The 19,070-nt window shown below is 66.4% G+C and carries 15 protein-coding genes, 4 tRNA genes and 1 pseudogene; 15 read left to right on the top strand and 5 right to left on the bottom strand.

The features are described from left to right. Positions 1 to 103 precede the first annotated feature (103 nt). The 10 genes from hfq to POS15_RS09870 all read left to right on the top strand — a co-directional run bounded on the left by hfq (position 104) and on the right by POS15_RS09870 (position 10,401). Complete coding sequence (gene hfq / locus POS15_RS09915; protein WP_019183319.1) at positions 104 to 385, top strand: RNA chaperone Hfq; 282 nt, start codon at positions 104 to 106, stop codon at positions 383 to 385. A gap of 26 nt (positions 386 to 411) precedes the next feature. Beyond that, the gene (hflX, locus tag POS15_RS09910) at positions 412 to 1,722 is read left to right on the top strand and encodes a ribosome rescue GTPase HflX (protein WP_019183318.1); all 1,311 of its coding nucleotides are present in this window, start codon (positions 412 to 414) and stop codon (positions 1,720 to 1,722) included. A 214-nt stretch (positions 1,723 to 1,936) separates the two neighbouring features. Beyond that, positions 1,937 to 2,431 (top strand): CinA family protein, encoded by a 495-nt coding sequence (locus tag POS15_RS09905; protein WP_019183317.1) that lies wholly within the window; start codon positions 1,937 to 1,939, stop codon positions 2,429 to 2,431. Positions 2,432 to 2,467: 36 nt separating this feature from the next. Next, entirely contained in the window at positions 2,468 to 4,147 is a 1,680-nt protein-coding gene (gene ubiB, locus POS15_RS09900) for a 2-polyprenylphenol 6-hydroxylase (protein ID WP_284129598.1), read from the top strand. A gap of 476 nt (positions 4,148 to 4,623) precedes the next feature. Then, entirely contained in the window at positions 4,624 to 5,274 is a 651-nt protein-coding gene (lexA, locus tag POS15_RS09895) for a transcriptional repressor LexA (RefSeq protein WP_019183315.1), read from the top strand. A 203-nt stretch (positions 5,275 to 5,477) separates the two neighbouring features. Then, on the top strand, positions 5,478 to 6,518 hold the full coding sequence (gene recA / locus POS15_RS09890; RefSeq protein ID WP_026069798.1) for a recombinase RecA: 1,041 nt from the start codon (positions 5,478 to 5,480) through the stop codon (positions 6,516 to 6,518). Positions 6,519 to 6,628: 110 nt separating this feature from the next. After that, positions 6,629 to 7,120, top strand: coding sequence for a recombination regulator RecX (gene recX / locus POS15_RS09885; protein WP_019183313.1), 492 nt, complete (start codon positions 6,629 to 6,631; stop codon positions 7,118 to 7,120). Between the two features lie 110 nt (positions 7,121 to 7,230). Next, complete coding sequence (alaS, locus tag POS15_RS09880) at positions 7,231 to 9,879, top strand: alanine--tRNA ligase (RefSeq protein ID WP_284129596.1); 2,649 nt, start codon at positions 7,231 to 7,233, stop codon at positions 9,877 to 9,879. 144 nt (positions 9,880 to 10,023) lie between these two features. Then, entirely contained in the window at positions 10,024 to 10,227 is a 204-nt protein-coding gene (gene csrA / locus POS15_RS09875) for a carbon storage regulator CsrA (RefSeq protein WP_019183311.1), read from the top strand. Positions 10,228 to 10,308: 81 nt separating this feature from the next. Next, positions 10,309 to 10,401 (top strand) — tRNA-Ser (locus POS15_RS09870). A 71-nt stretch (positions 10,402 to 10,472) separates the two neighbouring features. Here the strand turns inward: POS15_RS09870 and POS15_RS09865 are convergent. Next, complete coding sequence (locus POS15_RS09865) at positions 10,473 to 10,850, bottom strand: VOC family protein (protein WP_046273630.1); 378 nt, start codon at positions 10,848 to 10,850, stop codon at positions 10,473 to 10,475. A 225-nt stretch (positions 10,851 to 11,075) separates the two neighbouring features. On the opposite strand from POS15_RS09865, the gene POS15_RS09860 reads away from it, so the two are divergent. The 3 genes and pseudogenes from POS15_RS09860 (at position 11,076) to POS15_RS09850 (ending at position 15,400) form a co-directional block, all read left to right on the top strand. Further along, positions 11,076 to 11,717 carry an ankyrin repeat domain-containing protein gene (locus tag POS15_RS09860; RefSeq protein ID WP_080341551.1) on the top strand — a complete coding sequence of 214 codons (642 nt, stop codon included), beginning with the start codon at positions 11,076 to 11,078 and terminating at the stop codon, positions 11,715 to 11,717. Positions 11,718 to 11,831: 114 nt separating this feature from the next. After that, a pseudogene (locus tag POS15_RS09855) lies at positions 11,832 to 12,979 on the top strand (aldo/keto reductase). 282 nt (positions 12,980 to 13,261) lie between these two features. Continuing rightward, positions 13,262 to 15,400: a TonB-dependent siderophore receptor gene (locus POS15_RS09850; protein WP_284129634.1), complete on the top strand. Its 2,139-nt coding sequence runs from the start codon at positions 13,262 to 13,264 to the stop codon at positions 15,398 to 15,400. Positions 15,401 to 15,458: 58 nt separating this feature from the next. Here POS15_RS09850 and POS15_RS09845 read toward each other — a convergent pair whose 3' ends face one another. Beyond that, positions 15,459 to 16,160, bottom strand: a complete 702-nt coding sequence (locus tag POS15_RS09845) for a pirin family protein (protein ID WP_284129595.1) — start codon at positions 16,158 to 16,160, stop codon at positions 15,459 to 15,461. A gap of 140 nt (positions 16,161 to 16,300) precedes the next feature. Between POS15_RS09845 and POS15_RS09840 the strand changes: the two genes are divergently transcribed. Together POS15_RS09840 and POS15_RS09835 are read left to right on the top strand one after the other, a co-directional pair. Beyond that, positions 16,301 to 17,227, top strand: a complete 927-nt coding sequence (locus tag POS15_RS09840; protein ID WP_284129594.1) for a LysR family transcriptional regulator — start codon at positions 16,301 to 16,303, stop codon at positions 17,225 to 17,227. A 157-nt stretch (positions 17,228 to 17,384) separates the two neighbouring features. Next, positions 17,385 to 18,530 (top strand): alpha/beta fold hydrolase, encoded by a 1,146-nt coding sequence (locus POS15_RS09835; RefSeq protein ID WP_019183304.1) that lies wholly within the window; start codon positions 17,385 to 17,387, stop codon positions 18,528 to 18,530. 155 nt (positions 18,531 to 18,685) lie between these two features. On the opposite strand, the gene POS15_RS09830 is transcribed toward POS15_RS09835, so the two are convergent. From POS15_RS09830 to POS15_RS09820, 3 genes are all read right to left on the bottom strand, one after another. Then, positions 18,686 to 18,762 (bottom strand) — tRNA-Arg (locus POS15_RS09830). A gap of 82 nt (positions 18,763 to 18,844) precedes the next feature. Continuing rightward, positions 18,845 to 18,921 (bottom strand) — tRNA-Arg (locus tag POS15_RS09825). Positions 18,922 to 18,975: 54 nt separating this feature from the next. Continuing rightward, positions 18,976 to 19,052, bottom strand: a tRNA-Arg gene (locus POS15_RS09820). Positions 19,053 to 19,070 lie beyond the last annotated feature (18 nt).

The following is a 19,070-nucleotide window of genomic DNA, read 5'->3' as shown; positions in this document are numbered from 1 at the left end:
ACGCCGCCACCCACCCGCCCCGTGTACCATCAAGGGTTCCGGCGGGCGGCGGGGGCCGTGGCAACTGCCGGAAGACCATAAAAACAATAATCAGGAGTGTGCAATGTCCAAGGGGCAATCGCTGCAGGATCCGTTTCTGAATGCACTTCGGCGCGAACGTGTGCCGGTGTCGGTGTATCTGGTCAATGGCATCAAGCTGCAGGGGACGATTGAATCGTTCGACCAGTTCGTGGTGCTGCTGCGTAACACGGTGAGCCAGATGGTGTACAAGCACGCCATTTCGACCGTGGTACCGGCGCGCAATGTGAAGGTCGGGCCCGGTGGTGGCTATGTGCAGTCCAATGATGGCGCCGAAGGCGTCCAAGGTGATGACGACGTTGAGTGACAGTGTGAAAAATTCTGGAGAACTGCGTGTTTGACCGTTCCAAGCGAGGCGAACACGCACTCCTGATCCAGCCGCATGCCGGCCGGCTCGAAGATGACGTGCTTGAAGAGTTCACCGATCTGGCCCGCTCCGCCGGGGCCAGCATCGCGGCCACGTTGACCGCGCGCATCGATCGGCCCAATCCGTCGATCCTGATCGGCAGCGGCAAGCTGGACGAGGTCAAGGCCGCGGCCGAGGCCACCGGCGCTGACCTGATTCTGGTCAACCACGCCCTGTCGCCGGGGCAGGAGCGCAACCTGGAGCGGTTCCTGGAGCGGCGCGTGATCGACCGCACCGGGCTGATCCTGGATATCTTCGCCCAGCGTGCGCGCAGCCATGAAGGCAAGCTGCAGGTGGAACTGGCGCAGCTGCGCCACATGTCCACGCGGCTGGTCCGCGGCTGGACCCATCTGGAGCGCCAGCGCGGTGGTTCCATCGGCCTGCGTGGCCCGGGTGAAACCCAGCTGGAAACCGATCGCCGCCTGCTGCAGAAGCGGGTGGAGCAGCTGCAGAAGAAACTGGAAAAGGTGGAAGTGCAGCGCACCCAGATGCGCCGTGCCCGCCTGCGCAGCGAACTGCCGCGCGTCGCCCTGGTGGGTTACACCAACGCCGGCAAGTCGACCCTGTTCAACGCGTTGACTGGCGCCGAGGCCTACGCGGCGGACCAGCTGTTCGCGACGCTGGACCCGACGGTGCGCCGCATCGCACTGCCCGGTGGCAGCGTCGTGCTTGCCGATACCGTCGGTTTCGTCCGCGACCTGCCGCATGACCTGGTGGCTGCGTTCCGCTCGACCTTGTCTGAAGCCCGCGAAGCGGACTTCCTGCTGCACCTGGTCGATGCGGCCGATCCGCACCGTGAGGAGCGCATCGCGCAGGTCGATGAGGTGCTGACTGCCATCGGCGCGGGCGATCTGCCGCAGCTGCTGGTGTTCAACAAGATCGACCGCATCGACGGGGCCGAGGTGCGCCACGATGGCCAGGACGGCATCCCCGACAGCGCCCGTCGCGAACGGGTCTGGATTTCCGCCCGCGACAACGTGGGCCTGCCGCTGCTGCAGTCCGTGCTGGGCAAGCGTCTGGGCCTGCAGCACGTCAGTGGCGAGCTGCGGCTGCCGCCAAGTGCCGGTCGCCTGCGGTCGCGTCTGCACCAGCTGGAGGTCGTGCGCAGCGAAGCAACCGATGAAGACGGTTGGCTGCTCCAGGTTGAGATTCCGATCGCCGAGGCCGAGAAGCTGGCGGCCGGCGAGGACGGCGAACCGATCCGCGCCATGCTCCCGGAAAAACTTCCGGAGTGGTGAGGGGGGCGCCGGCCGCTGGCCGGCACCCACGATCCTGAGGTAGTGCCGGCCGCTGGCCGGCATTCCATGACCCTGAGGTAGTGCCGGCCGCTGGCCGGCATTCCATGATGCTGAGGGAACGCGACCCTCCGTCGCACCCGGCGACACACGACATCACCCACGATTTCGGCTAAAACTGGGGGCGTTCGTTCCCCCCGTTGATCCAGGATTCCCCATGACCGTTCCTTCCGACGCCGAGCTCGGCGCCCTCGCCAGTGACGTGGGCCAGCGGCTGCAGCAGGCCTCGCTGCAACTGGTGACCGCCGAGAGCTGCAGTGGCGGCTGGATCGCCAAGGCGATGACGGATATCGCCGGTTCCTCGGCGTTCTTCGATTGCGGCATGGTGGTGTACAGCTACGAAGCCAAGCAGCGTCTGCTTGGCGTGCGCGCGCAGACGCTGGAGCAGTTCGGTGCGGTCAGCCGCGAGACCGTGCTGGAGATGGTCTCCGGCGCGCTGATCAATTCCGGGGCGGGCATCGCCGTGGCGGTGACCGGGATCGCCGGGCCGGGCGGCGGCAGCGAGGACAAGCCGGTCGGCAGCGTCTGGATCGGCTGGAAGGGCCGGGGCGGCTACGCCCGTGCGCAGTTGTTCCAGTTCGACGGCGACCGCGAAGCCATACGGCGGCAGACCGTACAGCAGGCGCTGACGGGAATCTTCCCCCTGTTGTGACATCCTGACCGCGTGTGCTGACAGGAGAGTGGGCCGATGTGGGAAACGCTGGGTACCGTGCGTGACCTGGGGCGATTGCAGGAAATCGCGTCGGTCCTGATCCGCTATGGCTTTGGCGACCTGGTGCGCCGGATCGGCCTGGCCGATGTGCTTGAGCGTGCCGGCCGCCTGCTGCACTGGAACGACACCCAGCAGATGCTGCGGATGACCGCGCCGGTGCGCGTGCGCCGCGCGATGGAGGATCTGGGTCCGACCTTCGTCAAACTCGGCCAGGTGCTGGCCACCCGCGTGGACCTGTTCCCGCCCGACTGGATCGCTGAATTTTCCGAACTCCAGAACGCGGTACCGGCGCTGCCGTACGCGCAGGTGCGCGACCAGCTGGAGCGCGACCTGGGCGCGCCGGCGACGGAGGTGTTCGCGTGGCTGGATGAAACCCCGATGGCCGCCGCCTCGCTGGCACAGGCCCATCGCGCGACCCTGCATGACGGCACCGCCGTGGTGCTGAAGATCCGCCGCCCCGGCATCCGCGACGTGATTGAAGCCGACCTGCGCCTGCTGGCGCGGCTGGCCGAGATCGTCGAGGCGCGGCTGCCCGATCTGCAGCGCTACCGCCCGGCCGAGGTGGTGCAGCAGTTCCAGGTGTCACTGCGCCGCGAGCTGGATTTTGCCGCCGAATGCCGCAATGCCGAACGCATCGCGCGCAACTTCCAGGGCCGCAATGACATCCTGATTCCCAACGTGCACTGGCAGTGGACCTGCGAAAGCCTCAACGTGCAGGACTTCGTTGATGGTATTCCCGGCCGCGACCTGGCCGGTGTCGATGCAGCCGGCCTGGACCGCGTGCAGCTGGCCCGGGCCGGGGCGCGCATCGTGCTCAAGATGGTGCTCGAGGATGGCTGTTTCCACGCCGACCCGCACCCGGGCAACATCATCTACCTGCGCGACGGCCCGATCGGCGTGATCGATTTCGGCATGGTCGGCGCGATTTCCGAACAGCGCCGCTTCCAGGTCGCCCAGCTCCTGCACGGCCTGGTCACGCAGGAGCCCGAGCAGGTGGCCGACGTCCTGCTGGACTGGGCCGGTGGCGTGGAGGTGGACGAATCGCGGCTGCAGCAGGACATCAGCACGTTCGTCGACCAGTACCGCGGGGTGCCGCTCAAGGACCTGCACATGGGCCTGATGCTGGGCAACATCACCCAGCTGCTGCGCCAGTACGCGCTGACCCTGCCGGCCGATCTGGCCCTGATGATCAAGACCTTCCTGACCCTGGAAGGGATGGGCCGCCAGCTTGACCCGCAGTTCGACATGGCCAGTGCCGCGCGCCCGTACCTGGAACGGGTGATGTGGCAGCGTTACTCGCCCGGCGCCATGCTCAAGCGCGGCAAGCGCAGCCTGGTGGGGGTGATGGACCTGGTCGGCGACCTGCCGCGCGATGTCCGCCGACTGCTGCAGATGGCGCGCCGCGGGCGGCTCCAGCTCAAGGTCGAGACCACCGCACTGCAGGGCTTCGGCGACCAGGTCAACCGCGCCGCCAACCGGCTGGTGATGGGCATCGTGACCGCCGCACTGATCATCGGCTCCTCCATCGTCATGCACAGTGTCGGCGGCGTCTCCAGCCGCTGGCTGCTGGCGCTGGGCGTAGCCGGGTTCATCGGTGCCGGCTTCTGCGGCGTGTGGATACTGTTCTCGATCTGGCGCAGCGGCAAGAACCCCTAGGGTTCTTGCCGCTGGGATCCGAAGGATCCCCGCAACGTGCCGCCAACGCGGCACATTGCGCGTAGAGCCGACCGTTGGTCGGCTGCTCTTGGCTAGCTGCCTGGCTCGGCCGATCATCGTTTGCCCCAGGTAGCGCCACGCCATGCGTGGCTGCCCTGTTTGCCCCAGGTAGTGCCACGCCATGCGTGGCTGCTCTGTTTGCCCCAGGTAGCGCCACGCCATGCGTGGCTGCTCTCCATCCGGCGCCAGGAATGCCTGACCCAGGAAATGGCAGAGGCTCAACGCCGGAGGGATGGCCGCAAGCGGCACGCCTCCGCAGTGCCAGGCATTGCCGCGCTGCGCGCGGTCACCGACCAACGGTCGGTGGCTACAGGTGTTGCTGGCGGCTTCGGCCGGCGCAATACATCCCTTCTTCTAATAGCTCTTGCTCTGCGGGCACTTGCGTGCCCGCATCGTTAGTAGTAATACTACTAACCATGGACCTGACCGATACCCAGCAGGCGATCCTGCAGTTGATCGCCGAGCGTATAGAGACCGATGGCGCACCGCCGTCGCAGACCGAAATCGCCCGCGCGTTCGGCTTCAAGGGCGTCCGCGCGGCCCAGTACCATCTGGAAGCGCTGGAGCAGGCCGGGGCGATCCGCCGCATTCCGGGCCAGGCCCGCGGCATCCGCCTGGTCCAGGCACCGGCGCTGCAGAGCGGCCTGCCCGAATCGCTGCCCGCCTCGGCGCTGCCGGACCACGTCCTGCGCCTGCCGGTGCTGGGCCGGGTCGCGGCCGGTCTGCCGATCGGTGCGGACATCGGCTCGGATGACTTCGTGGTCCTGGACCGGGTGTTCTTCTCGCCCGCGCCGGATTACCTGCTGAAAGTGCAGGGCGATTCGATGATCGACGAGGGCATCTTCGACGGCGACCTGATCGGCGTGCACCGCACCCGCGACGCGCGCTCCGGCCAGATCGTGGTGGCCCGCATCGATGACGAGATCACGGTCAAGCTGCTGAAGATGGGCAAGGACCGGATCCGCCTGCTGCCACGCAATCCCGATTACAAACCGATCGAAGTGCTGCCGGACCAGGACTTCGCGATCGAAGGCCTCTATTGCGGGTTGCTGCGGCCCAACCGCTGACCCTGTTTTCCCTGAATCACGCGCGGTCTTTTGTGGCACATCTCTGGTTTTGCTGAGGTTGGTACGGATGTCCGATAATTTTTTTCCGAACGCGGGGCAGAATCTCAGCCCGTGCGATACGCCAGCCTTAAAGTGAACCCATGGCCAAGAAGACTTCCAAAGACAGCACCTCCACCGATACGACCTCTGCAAGGACCACTCCGATGGACGAAAACAAAAAGCGCGCCCTCACCGCCGCGCTGAGCCAGATCGAAAAGCAGTTCGGCAAGGGCGCCGTGATGCGCATGGGCGACCGTGTCGTCGAGGCGGTCGAGGTCATCCCTACCGGTTCGCTGATGCTGGATATCGCACTCGGCATCGGCGGCCTGCCCAAGGGCCGTGTGGTGGAGATCTACGGTCCGGAATCGTCGGGCAAGACCACCCTGACCCTGCAGGCTATCGCCGAATGCCAGAAGAAGGGCGGTACCGCCGCCTTCATCGATGCCGAGCACGCGCTGGACCCGATCTACGCCGCCAAGCTGGGCGTCAACGTGGACGACCTGCTGCTGTCGCAGCCGGATACCGGTGAGCAGGCGCTGGAAATCGCCGACATGCTGGTGCGCTCCAGCTCGGTGGACATCGTGGTGGTCGACTCGGTCGCCGCGCTGACCCCGAAGGCTGAAATCGAAGGCGAAATGGGCGACCAGCTGCCGGGCCTTCAGGCCCGCCTGATGAGCCAGGCGCTGCGCAAGCTGACCGGCAACATCAAGCGCTCCAACACCCTGGTGGTCTTCATCAACCAGCTGCGCATGAAGATCGGCGTGATGATGCCGGGCCAGAGCCCGGAAGTGACCACCGGCGGCAACGCGCTGAAGTTCTACGCCTCGGTCCGCCTGGACATCCGCCGTATCGGCGCGATCAAGAAGGGCGACGAGATCATCGGCAACCAGACCAAGATCAAGGTGGTCAAGAACAAGCTGGCGCCGCCGTTCAAGCAGGTGATCACCGAAATTCTGTACGGCGAAGGCATCAGCCGCGAAGGCGAGCTGATCGACATGGGCGTGGAAGCCAAGCTCGTCGAGAAGGCAGGCGCTTGGTACAGCTACGGCGAAGAGCGCATCGGCCAGGGCAAGGACAACGCCCGCGGCTATCTGCGCGACAACCCTCAGGTTGCCCAGCGTCTGGAAGCCGAGCTGCGCGAGAAGTTCCAGCCGGAAGAAGCCGTGCGTGAAGGCGGCGACGACGCCGAAGACGACGCCGAGTGAGTTTCCTGCGGGGCAGGGCGGCGCCGTCAGTGACGCCTGCCCTGGCCCGCAGTTCCACGAATCCCCGACGGGATGGCGCCAAGGATGGCGCACTGTAATGATAGGCGGCCATGCACGATTCCGATCCCCCCGCACCCCGGCGCAAGCGCCGTGTCCAGGAACAGACGCCGGTCCAGCGGGCATTGGGGTTGCTGGTGCGCCGCGAGCATTCGCGCAAAGAGCTGACCCGCAAGCTGCAGGCCCGGGGCATCGAGAACGAGGCCGCCGAAGCGGCCGTCAGCAAGCTGGCCGAGGCCGGCTGGCAGGACGACACCCGCTTTGCCGAGAATCTGGTCCGGATCCGGGCCAATACCGGCTATGGGCCGATCCACATCCGCGCCGAACTGGGCACGCATGGCCTGGATAGTGATCAGATCGCTGCCGCCATGGATACTTTCGAAGGCGACTGGACCGAGAACGCCCGCGACCTGGTCTGCCGCCGTTTCGGCGAGGCCGGCCCGCAGGAACTGCCGCAGCGGCGCAAAGCGGCCGATCTGCTGGCCCGCCGCGGCTTCCCCGGCGACAGCATCCGCCAGGCCACCCGTTACGACCCTGAGGACTGAGCGGCCCGGGCCTGATACCCTTTGTGGTTTCGGCGGTCCTGCAGTTGACACCCGGCCATTGGGGCTGCGTGCCAGGGACTGACCGGCCCGCACAAAGCCAGCCCCCCCCCATGAACGCATCCGTCAAATTCACTACCTCCCAGATCCGCAGCGATTTCCTTGAGTTCTTCAAGGGCAAGGGTCATACGATCGTGCCGTCGGCGCCGTTGGTGCCGGGCAATGATCCGACCCTGCTGTTCACCAACTCCGGCATGGTGCAGTTCAAGGACGTGTTCCTTGGCGCCGAGAAGCGCAGCTACGTGCGCGCGGCCGACGTCCAGCGCTGCCTGCGCGCCGGTGGCAAGCACAACGACCTGGACCAGGTCGGTTACACCGCGCGCCATCACACCTTCTTTGAAATGCTGGGCAACTGGTCCTTCGGCGATTACTTCAAGAAAGATGCCATCGCCTGGGCTTGGGAGCTGCTGACCCAGGTCTGGAAGCTGCCGGCCGAGCGCCTGCTGGTCACCGTCTACCAGACCGATGACGAGGCCTACGCGCTGTGGCGCGATATGGTCGGTATTCCGGAATCGCGCATCGTGCGCATCGGCGACAACAAGGGTGCGCCGTTCGCCTCGGACAACTTCTGGCAGATGGCCGAGACCGGCCCGTGCGGCCCGTGTACCGAGATCTTCTATGACCACGGCGACCACATCGCCGGCGGCCCCCCGGGCTCGCCCGACGAAGACGGCGATCGCTTCATCGAGATCTGGAACCTGGTCTTCATGCAGTTCGACCGCCAGCCCGACGGCGCCCTGGTGCCGCTGCCGGCGCCGTGCGTGGATACCGGCATGGGCCTGGAGCGCCTGGCCGCGATCCTGCAGCACGTCCATACCAATTATGAAATCGACCTGTTCCAGGCGCTGATCCGCAAGGCCAGCGAGCTGACCGGCATGGCCGATCTGGAGAACAAGTCGCTGCGCGTGATCGCCGATCACATCCGCGCGTGTTCGTTCCTGATCGTCGATGGCGTGCTGCCGTCCAACGAAGGCCGCGGCTATGTGCTGCGCCGTATCATCCGCCGCGCGCTGCGCCATGGCTGGATGCTCGGCGTGCGCCAGCCGTTCTTCAGCAAGCTGGTGCCGACCCTGGTCGAGCAGATGGGCGTGGCCTATCCGGAACTGCCGGCCCAGGTCGACACCGTCGTGCGCGCCCTGCAGGCCGAGGAAGAGCGTTTTGCTGAAACGCTGGATTCGGGCATGAAGATCTTCGACGACGTCGCGGCCAAGGTCAGCAACGGCGTGATTCCGGGCGTGGATGCGTTCCGCCTGTACGACACCTACGGCTTCCCGCTCGATCTCACCCAGGACATCGCGCGCGAGCGTGACCTGACCGTGGACATCGACGGCTTCAACGCCGCGATGGAGACCCAGCGCGAGACCGCGCGCGCGGCCGGCAAGTTCGGCGGCGGCGTGACCCTGTCGGCCGATCTGGTCGCCACGCTCAAGCCGACCGTGTTCCTTGGCTACGACCGCCTGCAGGCCGACGACCTCACCGTGGTCGCCATCCTCAAGGACGGCCGGCCGGCGGAGACCGCCCAGGCCGGTGACGACGTCATCGTGCTGACCAACCAGACCCCGTTCTACGCCGAATCCGGCGGCCAGGTCGGCGACAACGGCACCCTGACCGGCGCGGGCGTGCAGGTGGACATCCGCGACACGCAGAAGTTCGCCGGCCAGTTCCATGGCCATGTGGGCACGCTCACCCAGGGCAGCCTGAAGGTCGGCGACGTGCTGTCCGGCCAGGTCGATGGCCAGCGCCGCGGCGCCACCATCCTCAACCACTCGGCCACCCACCTGCTGCATGCCGCCCTGCGCGAAGTGCTGGGCACCCACGTGCAGCAGAAGGGCTCGCTGGTCGCGCCTGATCGCCTGCGCTTCGACTTCTCGCACTTCGCGCCGATCAGCGCCGAGGACCTGGCGATCATCGAGCGCAAGGTCAACGAACAGGTGCGTGCCAACAACGCGGCCGAAGTCCACAACATGGGCATGCAGGAAGCGCTCGATTTCGGCGCGATGGCACTGTTCGGCGAGAAGTACGGCGAACACGTGCGCGTGCTGAAGATGGGCGACTACTCCACCGAACTGTGTGGCGGTACGCATGTCTCGCGCACCGGCGACATCGGTCTGTTCAAGATCACCGCCGAAGGTGGCGTGTCCTCCGGCGTGCGCCGTATCGAAGCGGTCACCGGGCAGGGCGCCCTGGATTACGTGGCCCATGAAGAAGCCCAGCTGAGTGAAGCGGCCGCACTGCTCGGCGGTAACGCCGGTGACGTGGTCGACAAGATCCGCCAGCTCGGCGAGCGCCAGAAGAAGCTCGAGCGCGAACTCGACGCCCTCAAGGCCAAACAGGCTGCGGGCGCGACCGCCGATCTTGGCGCCGGCGCAGTGGAGGTCAAGGGCGTCAAGATCCTGGCCGCGCGCCTGGAAGGCTTCGACGCCAAGGCCCTGCGCGATGCCATCGACCGCCTCAAGCAGCAGCTCGGTGATGCGGTGATCGTGCTGGCCGGCACCCAGGACGGCAAGGCCGCCCTGGTCGCGGGCGTGAACGGCAGCGCAATGGGCAAGGTCAAGGCCGGGGAACTGTTGGCCCATATCGCCAGTCAGATCGGGGGCAAGGGCGGCGGCCGCCCGGACCTCGCCCAGGGTGGTGGTGAGGACGGGCCCGCCCTTGCTTCTGCACTGGCCGCCGTCGTCGACTGGGTCACCCCCCGTATCTGAACAACCTGACGGTTCCTGCTCCTTGAAGGGGCGGGAGGCCTGACGGTACTATGGCGAATCTTTTCCCGTTGTCGTGGGGCGCTCTTGCCGGGGCGCCAAGCCGGTGGGGAAATGCCACCACCGGTTCCCTGGAGACTTGAACAAATGTTGATCCTGACTCGCCGCGTAGGCGAAACCCTGATGATCGGTGACTCGGTCAGCGTGACCGTGCTCGGCGTCAAGGGCAACCAGGTGCGTATCGGTATCACCGCTCCGAAGGACGTGGCCGTGCACCGCGAAGAGATTTACCAGCGCATCCAGCGCGGTGATGAGCCGAATGCATCCGGAAGTGAAAATTCTTCGGATTAAGGCTTTACCTGAGGGCGCGGAAAACGTTATTATTCGCGCCCCCGCTGAGATGATTCATCGCAGTGGCGGACCAAGAACACTGGAGCGGTGCCCGAGTGGCTGAAGGGGCTCCCCTGCTAAGGGAGTATAGGGCTTAAAACTCTATCGAGGGTTCGAATCCCTCCCGCTCCGCCAGTTGTAGAAAAGGCCTTCGTACGCAAGTACGGAGGCCTTTTTCTTTGTGCGATCCGGTTGCGCGATCTGGTTCACTCCACCGACTTGCAGACCGCTTCGATGCGATGCCCGTCCGGGTCGATCAGGAAGGCGGCGTAGTAGTGATCGCCATACTCCTCGCGCAGCCCCGGCGCCCCGTTGCAGGTGCCGCCAACCGCCAGTGCATCGCGGTGGAACGCGTCCACCGCCTGGCGCGAGGGCGCCCCGAAGGCCACGTGGAATCCGGCGCCCGGGGGCGAGGCATCGGCCCGCAGCTTCAGGCACAGAAGATCCTCATCTTCGACATATCCATATCCGATCGCGTCGTCGTCTTCGAAGACGCGGCGCATGCCCAGCGCACCGAGCGCGGCATCGTGGAAGGCGGCGGCACGCGCGAGATCGCGCACGCCCAGTGAAAGGTGATGCAGCATGGTGGCGCGCTTCCGTGTGGGATATGGCGCGCAGCGTCGCATGAAACCGGCGGAACGCGCGTCGGCCGACGCATTCGGATGGCGAATGCAGTCGATCCCCAATCTTCATTGGTGGCGGCGCGGCGGCTCGGCTACGGTCGTTCTCCAGCGGCGCCCACCGGGCGCCCCCGTGGAAGGAGCAGGAACATGTCGATGGGAAGGAGGTCGCTACGCGGCTGGGTGGTCATGAGCCTGCTGATGGGCATGGTCATGCCGGCCGGTGCCGCTTCGTTGGATGAGCGGCTGCATCGGGCAGCGGAGAAGGGCGATGCCACTGCAGTGCGTACGCTGCTGGGGCAGGGCGCCAGGGTGGATGCGCGCGGCGTGGCGAAGGCGACACCGTTGCTGGTTGCGACCCACCACAATCACGTGGAGGCCGCGCTTGCGCTGATCCAGGCGGGTGCCGACGTCAATGCCAAGGATGCGATCCAGGACAGCCCCTATCTCTACGCCGGTGCCCGCGGGCATCTCGAGATCCTGCGCGCGACCCTGGCGGCCGGTGCGGACTTGAAGAGCACCAATCGCTACGGTGGCACTGCACTCATTCCGGCGGCCGAACGCGGGCACGTGGAGACCGTGGCGACGCTGATCGCTGCCGGCGTCGAGGTGGATCATGTCAACAACCTGCAGTGGACCGCGCTGCTGGAGGCGATCATCCTCGCCGATGGCGGCCCGCGGCATGTCGAGATCGTCCGTCAGCTCATCGCGGCGGGCGCGGATGTGAACCTGCCCGACGGTGACGGCGTGAGCCCGCTGCAGCATGCACGCCAGCGCGGGTACCGCGCGATCGAGACGCTGCTTCTCGCCGCCGGCGCTGCCCAGGGCTGAGCATCCGCACGGCGGCGGGGGAGCAATGTTGCCGCTGCCTTGACGCGGCAACGGCATGCTCTGCACCATCGTTCTGCGACGCTGTGCGCTTCCCCCGCAGAATCAGGAGTCGCCGTGAACGCACGTCGCCACTTCCTCTCCGTTGCCGCCGCCGGCACCGCCGCCTTCGCCGCTTCACCGTTGATGGCGCAGTCGTCCGGCCCGGGCAGCGTCCTGCCCACCCGCGGCCAGGCCTCGACGAAACCCTTGCCCGGCAATCCGGCGCAGCAGGGCAGGCGCTATCGTCCGCAGACCCGCCTGGGCCTGGGCGGTGTCGCGATCGGCAATGGCTTCGCGGCCGCCAGCGACGCACAGAGTGAAGCCACGCTGGCAGCGGCCTATGCGGCAGGCGTGCGCTATTACGACACGTCACCCTGGTACGGGCTCGGCCTGAGCGAGCGCCGCTACGGCCATCACCTGCACAACCACCGGCGCGCGGGTACACGCTGTCGACCAAGGTCGGCCGGCTGCTGACCGCGACCGCCGGTGAACTGCAGGAGGTGATGTGGAAGGATCCCTCGCCGTTCCATTACCGCTACGACTACTCCGCCGACGGCACGCGGCGTTCGGTGGAGGACAGCCTCAACCGGCTTGGTGTGTCGCAGCTGGACGTGGTCTTCATCCATGACCTCTCGCCGGACAACGAGAAAGATCTCGGCATGCCGTGGGAGCAGCGCTTCGCGGAAGCGGCGAAGGGCGCGATGCCAGCGCTGACCCGCATGCGCGAGGAGGGCTTGATCAAGGCGTGGGGCTTCGGTGTGAACCGTCCCGAGCCCGCCCTGCGCGCGGTGGCCGAGGCGGATCCGGACATCTTCCTGCTCGCCTGCCAGTACTCGCTGCTCGACCACGAGCAGGCCCTGCACGACACCTTCCCCAAGATCGCCGCACACGGAGCATCGGTAGTGGTCGGCTCGCCGCTGCTGGCCGGCTACCTGGCTGGGCGCGATCGCTATCTGTATGACGGCAAGGTGCCGTCGTGGGCGCCGGAAAAGCGTGCCAGGGTGCAGGCCATCTGTGATCGCCATGGCGTGGACCTGCGCACCGCGGCGCTGCAGTTCGCCGATGCGCCGGAGGTGGTCTCGGCGGTCATTCCGGGCGCGCGCACGCCCGAACAGGTGCTGGCCAACGTCGCTTCCATGTCCGTGGCGGTGCCGGGCGCCTTTTGGGCAGAGCTCAAGCAGGAAAAGCTGATTGCCTCCGATGCGCCGGTGCCGCGCGGCTGACCAGGCCGAAGCGCCGGCAGATCGCTTGAGCTGATCGGCGCGCCAACCCGACCCATCACGCCCCGCGCCCAGTGGGGCATGGCTGGGCGCCGTGCGCGTCCCTGGGCGGGCTGGCCTTCCGCTGGCCCGCCGGATGCGGCATCATGCCGCCCAATCGTTACCTCCAGCCGCCGCCAGAGGAATCCCTTCCTGCCTGGAGGCATTGCCGTGTCCGTCGTTCCGTTCCGTGTTGCCCCGATCCATTCGGGTCGCCGTCGTGCTGTTACCTCGATCTCCCCGCTGATGCAGGCGATGGGCTGCGTGCTGGGCCTGGCCCTGTCCGCGTCTGCCGTGCAGGCCGAAGAGGCGCCGGCGGGTGAGGCGCCTGCCAAGGATGGCGCACAGACCCTGCAGACCGTGCAGGTCACCGCCAACCAGCTCGGCACCGTCACCGAGGGCAGTGATTCGTACACGCCCGGCACGATCGCCACCGCCACCCGCCTGGTGCTCAGTCCGCGCCAGACGCCGCAGTCGATCAGCGTGATCACCCGTCAGGAAATGAACGACTTCGGCCTCAACGGCATCGATGACGTCATGAAGGTCACGCCCGGCGTGAGCATCGTCACCTATGACAGCGAGCGCACCGAGTACTACGCGCGCGGCTTTGCGGTACAGAACTTCCAGTACGACGGCATCCCGATGGCGCGCGATTCGGCCTACTCGGCCGGCAACACGCTCAGCGACATGGCCATCTATGACCGCATCGAAGTGCTCAAGGGCGCCACCGGCCTGCTGACCGGCATGGGCGATCCGGGCGCGACCATCAACCTGGTGCGCAAGAAGCCGACCCGCCAACTGGCTGGCAGCGCCACGCTGGGCGTGGGCTCGTGGGACAGCTATCGCGCCGAGGTCGATGTCGGCGGGCCGCTCACTGAAAGTGGCCGCGTGCGCGGCCGCGTCGTGGGCGCCTACCAGGACAAGCATTCCAATGCCGACCACTACCAGCGCAGCAATGAAGTCTTCTACGGCATTCTCGAGGCCGACATCGGCGAGAGCACCCTGCTGACTGTCGGTGCCGATTATCAGGACAGCGATCCGGAAGGCTCCAGCTGGGGTGGCATTCCGCTGCTGGACAGCGAGGGCAACTTCAACAAGATGCCGCGCTCGTTCAACAACGGCGCACGCTGGAGCCGCTGGGGTCAGTACGCTCGCACCGGCTTCGCCACGCTGGAGCACACCTTCGCCAATGACTGGGTCGCCAAGTTGCAGCTCAATCACCAGGTCAACGGCTATGACGCCTCACTGGGCGCGGCGGCCGGTGGCAATCCCGATCCGGTTACCGGTGAGGGTGTGAGCATGTGGCTGGGCCAGTACATCGGCAAGACCACCAGCAATGCGGCCGATCTGTACGTCAGCGGAAAGTTCGAGTGGTTCGGCCGCCAGCACGAGCTGGTCGTCGGTGGCAGCGTGTCGCGCAAGCGCTGGGTCAACAACGGCTACTCGCCACAGCCGGGCTATGTCAGCAGCGTTGCCGACTACTACGCGTGGACCGGCGATGTGCCCGAGCCCGATTGGCAGTGGGGCTACGGTGACAACCAGGTCACCCGTGAAAGCGGTGCCTACGTGGTGGGCCGTTTCGATCTGGCCGATCCGCTCAAGCTGATCCTCGGCAGCCGCATCGCCAACTACAAGTCTCCGGATACCGACGAGAGCGGCGTGGTCGTGCCGTATGCCGGCCTGGTGTACGACCTCAATCGCAACTTCTCGGTGTTCGCCAGCTACAGCACCATCTTCAAACCGCAGGGCAACCAGGACGAGCAGGGCCGGGTGCTGGATCCGCTGGAAGGGCGCAGCTACGAAGCCGGCCTGAAAGCGGAGTTCTACGATGGTCGCCTCAATGCCAGTGCGGCGGTGTTTCAGCTGGAACAGGACAACTACGCGCAGCCGACCGGCGGCAGGACGCCGAGTGGCGGGATCGCCTATGAAGGCCTGATGGGGGTGCGCACCAAGGGCTACGAGCTGGAGGTGTCCGGTCAGCTGGCGCCGGGCTGGCAGGTCCAGGGCGGCTACGCGCACAAGATCGCGCGCCAGCAGTCCACCAAGGTCTCCACGCTGGAGCCGGAAGACCAGTTCAGCGTGCACACCAGCTACCGGCTCACCGGTGCGGCCGATGGCTGGAGCCTCGGCGGTGGCGCGCGCTGGCAGGGCAGCACCTTCGGCACCATCACCAACCCCGCCACCGGCGGGAGCCAGCTCCATCGCACCGAGCCCTATTGGCTGCTCGATGCCATGGCGCGTTACCAGTTCAATGACCAGCTCTCGGCGACGCTCAACGTCAACAACCTGCTGGACAAGCACTACTACACGATCTTCAGCTGGTACAGCACCTACACCTGGGGTGAGCCGCGCAACGTCCGGCTGACGCTGAACTACAGATTCTGATCCACGCAACGAACGACACCCCGGGCAACCGGGGTGTCTGCGTTTCCGCGCCTGGTGATTACAGCGCGACGTCGAACACGATGACTTCCGCATCATTGGCGTTCTCCAACGTCAGCTGCGCCTCGTCGCTGACCTGCAGCGCATCGCCGGTTTCCAGGGTGATGCCGTTGACCTGCAGCTGCCCGCGGGCCACTTGTACATAGGCGCCGCGGCCCGGGGCCAGCGGCAGGTGGACGCGGTCGTCACCGTCCAGGATCGTGGCGTAGAGGTTGGCATCCTGGTGGATCAGCAGCGAACCCTCACGGCCATCGCGCGAGGCGATCAGGCGCAGCTGGCCGCGCTTGGTCTCCGGCGCGAAGTGGGTCTCCTGGTAGCTCGGGGTGATGTTCTCCTGATCGGGGAACAGCCAGATCTGCAGGAAGTGCACCGCCTCGTCGGCCGAGTGGTTGAACTCGCTGTGGCTGACGCCGCTGCCGGCGCTCATGCGCTGCACATCGCCGTAGCGCAGCACCGAGCCGGTACCCATCGAGTCCTTGTGCTCCAGCGCGCCGCCGAGCACGTAGGAGACGATCTCCATGTTGCTGTGGCTGTGGGTGCCGAAACCCTGGCCGCCCTGCACGCGGTCTTCGTTGATCACCCGCAGCGGGCCGAAGCTGACGTAGCGCGGGTCGTAGTAATTGGCGAAGGAGAAGGTGTGCATGGAGTTCAGCCAGCCATGGTCGGCCTTGCCACGGGTGTTGCTCTTGCGGATCTGCAGCATGGGAATCTCCTGGGTGTTCGATGGTTTCGATGGCGGTCCGGGGTGGTCGCTGCCGTTCCCTTTCCTGTTGCGGCCAGTATCCGCTTGCTCCGGGCGCTTGAAAAACGGATAGTTTCGCAAGCCATCATCGAAAATTTCGAATGCTCAAGCTCAGCCTCGACGCCCTGCAGATCCTGGATGCCATCGACCGCCGTGGCTCGTTCGCCGCGGCCGGCAAGGCCCTGCACAAGGTGCCCTCGACCATCTCCTACACGGTCGCCAAGCTGGAAGAAGACCTGGGCGTGCAGCTGTTCGACCGGGTCGGGCCGCGCGCGCACCTGACCCCGGCCGGGGAGGCGCTGCTGGAAGAGGGGCGCCATCTGCTGCGGGCCGCCCGCGAGCTGGAGATGCGGGTGCGGCGCGTGGCCTCCGGCTGGGAAGCCGAGCTGACCGTGGCGGTCGATTCGATGTTCGTACCGGCGCTGCTGGCCGAGGACGTACGAGCCTTCAATGCGGTGGCCGAACAGACCCGGATGCGGCTGATCACTGAATCGCTCTCGGGCACGTGGGAGGCATTGCTGGACCGGCGCGCGGACCTGCTGGTCGGCGCGGCGGGTGAGGGGCCCAGTGGCGGCGGCTACGTAGTCGAGCCGATGGGCGTGGTGCGCTTCGTGTTCGCCGTGTCGCCCTCCCATCCATTGGCGGCCGCGCCCGAACCGTTGGGCCGTGAGCAGCTGGCCACCCACTGCGCGATCGCCGTGGCCGATTCGGCACGGCGGCTGCTGCCGCGTACGGTGGGCCTGCTGATGGGACAGGAAACGGTCACCGTGCCGGACATGGTCAGCAAGTTCCGCCTGCAGTGCGCCGGGCTCGGTTTCGGTTTCCTGCCCGAGCCGTATGTGCAGCAGGCGGTGCGGGACGGCCGGCTGGTGATCAAACAGGTCGAGGAACCCAAACCGGACGAGACGTTCTGGCTGGCCTGGCGCACCGGCGGGGAGGGGGCCGCATTGCGCTGGTGGCGGGAGCGGCTGCAGCGCCCGGAGGTGCTGGCGGGCTGGTGGCCCACCATGGAAGGCTGGCTGGGCTGATCGCAGGCCGGGCACGGGCCTGCACGGCGATGCCGCTGCCCGTCCGTTCAAGCTGAATGTTGGCTTGGCTGTCATGGGATGGTCATCTGGATGCGATAGAGCGGCGCTTGCGTGATCGGTACCCTGCGCGACTCGTCTGGTTTTTCCGATTCTGCCCATGAAGCGCTTGCTGCTGTTGCTGCTGGCCGGGGCTGGCCTGTGGCTGGCTGCCTGCTCTTCCTTGACCTCCACCGCTGCCTCGACCTCGTTGAGTGATCGCCTGATCGCGCCCGGCGGCGTATCCACGCTGCTGGACATGCCGCGCATCGCCGAAGCGGTGGAGAGCGTGCCCAACCGGCATGGCCGGGTGACCGGGCGCGCGGGCGTGCCGATCTTCTGGCGTGCGTTCGACCCGGGTCAGTACGGGCTGCATTACCAGTACCTGGCCCAGCAGCACGACAACGGCGAGCCGCTGCGCACCGGCATGGCGCTGGACCTGCCGCACCCGTTCCGGGCGCAGGCACCGCGCGGCACGGTGGTGCTGCTGCACGGCTGGATGATGAACGGTGATGCGATGCTGCCGTGGTCGCTGCAGCTGGCGCAGTCCGGCTACCGCGTGGTCACCATCGACCTGCGCAACCACGGCCATTCGGGTGCGGGACCGTCGGGCTACGGCACCTTCGAATCGGACGACGTGGTCGATGTCATCGCGGCGCTGAAGGCGCGTGGTGAAGTGGTCGGGCCGTTGTACCTGTTCGGGGTGTCCTATGGCGCTGCCACTGCGCTGTTCACCGCCGACAAGCTCGGCGACCAGGTCACCGGCGTGGTGGCGATGGAGTCTTTCGCCAATGCCGGCGATGCCATCCGCAGCATGATCCCGCACCTGATGTCACTGCAGCCGACGGCATGGAAAGCGCAGGCGATGGCCGCCTACGGGCGTTGGCGCTATGGCGGTCAGGATATCGACCAGGTGATCGCCGCCGCCAGCCAGCGGCTGGACCTGGATCTGGACCGCGTCGATGTCACCCGCGCGCTGGCCGACAGCCGCGCCTGCGTGCTGCTGTTGCATGGCCAGGACGATCAGCATGTACCGGTCGGGCAGGGGCGCCGCCTGGCGGCCGCCAGCCCGCGCGTGCACTACATCGAGCTGCGTGGCGAAGACCACATCACGCTGCCACTGCGCGTGGATCTGCTGGGCAGTGTGGTGGATGACTGGCTGGCGCATGACGACCACGCCGGTGGTGCGTGCCCCGCGCCGGAACTGCCGGGTGAAGCCGACCTGATGGCGATGCAGGCGGCCCGGGCACCCGCACCGCAGGGTTGACCTCCCGGTAGTGCCGGCCGCTGGCCGGCTCCAGGTGATCGTCCAACATTCATGAGAGCCGGCCAGCGGCCGGCACTACCCGTCACTGTCGAATGGCAGCCGGCGCCAACGCAAAAAAAAACAGCAACCGATGGCTGCTGTCTTCGTCGATGCAATGGTGCGCCCGGAGAGATTCGAACTCCCGACCGCCTGGTTCGTAGCCAGGTACTCTATCCAACTGAGCTACGGGCGCATTTGCATTGTCTGGTTGTGTGTCCTGCCGCGCGTGTTGCCACGTTCGACGGGAAGGCAAGCAAGCCTGCCATTCGATGTAATGGTGCGCCCGGAGAGATTCGAACTCCCGACCGCCTGGTTCGTAGCCAGGTACTCTATCCAACTGAGCTACGGGCGCATTTACATCGAATTTTCATTACTGATACCGACGGCGAAATCGATACCCTGTTGATGGTGCGCCCGGAGAGATTCGAACTCCCGACCGCCTGGTTCGTAGCCAGGTACTCTATCCAACTGAGCTACGGGCGCGTCAACAGGAGCGGAATT

The organism is Stenotrophomonas sp. BIO128-Bstrain, from assembly GCF_030128875.1.
Classification (GTDB): domain Bacteria; phylum Pseudomonadota; class Gammaproteobacteria; order Xanthomonadales; family Xanthomonadaceae; genus Stenotrophomonas; species Stenotrophomonas bentonitica_A.
The sequence above is the reverse complement of the archived record's forward strand: the minus strand, read 5'-3'. Positions and strand labels throughout refer to the sequence as shown.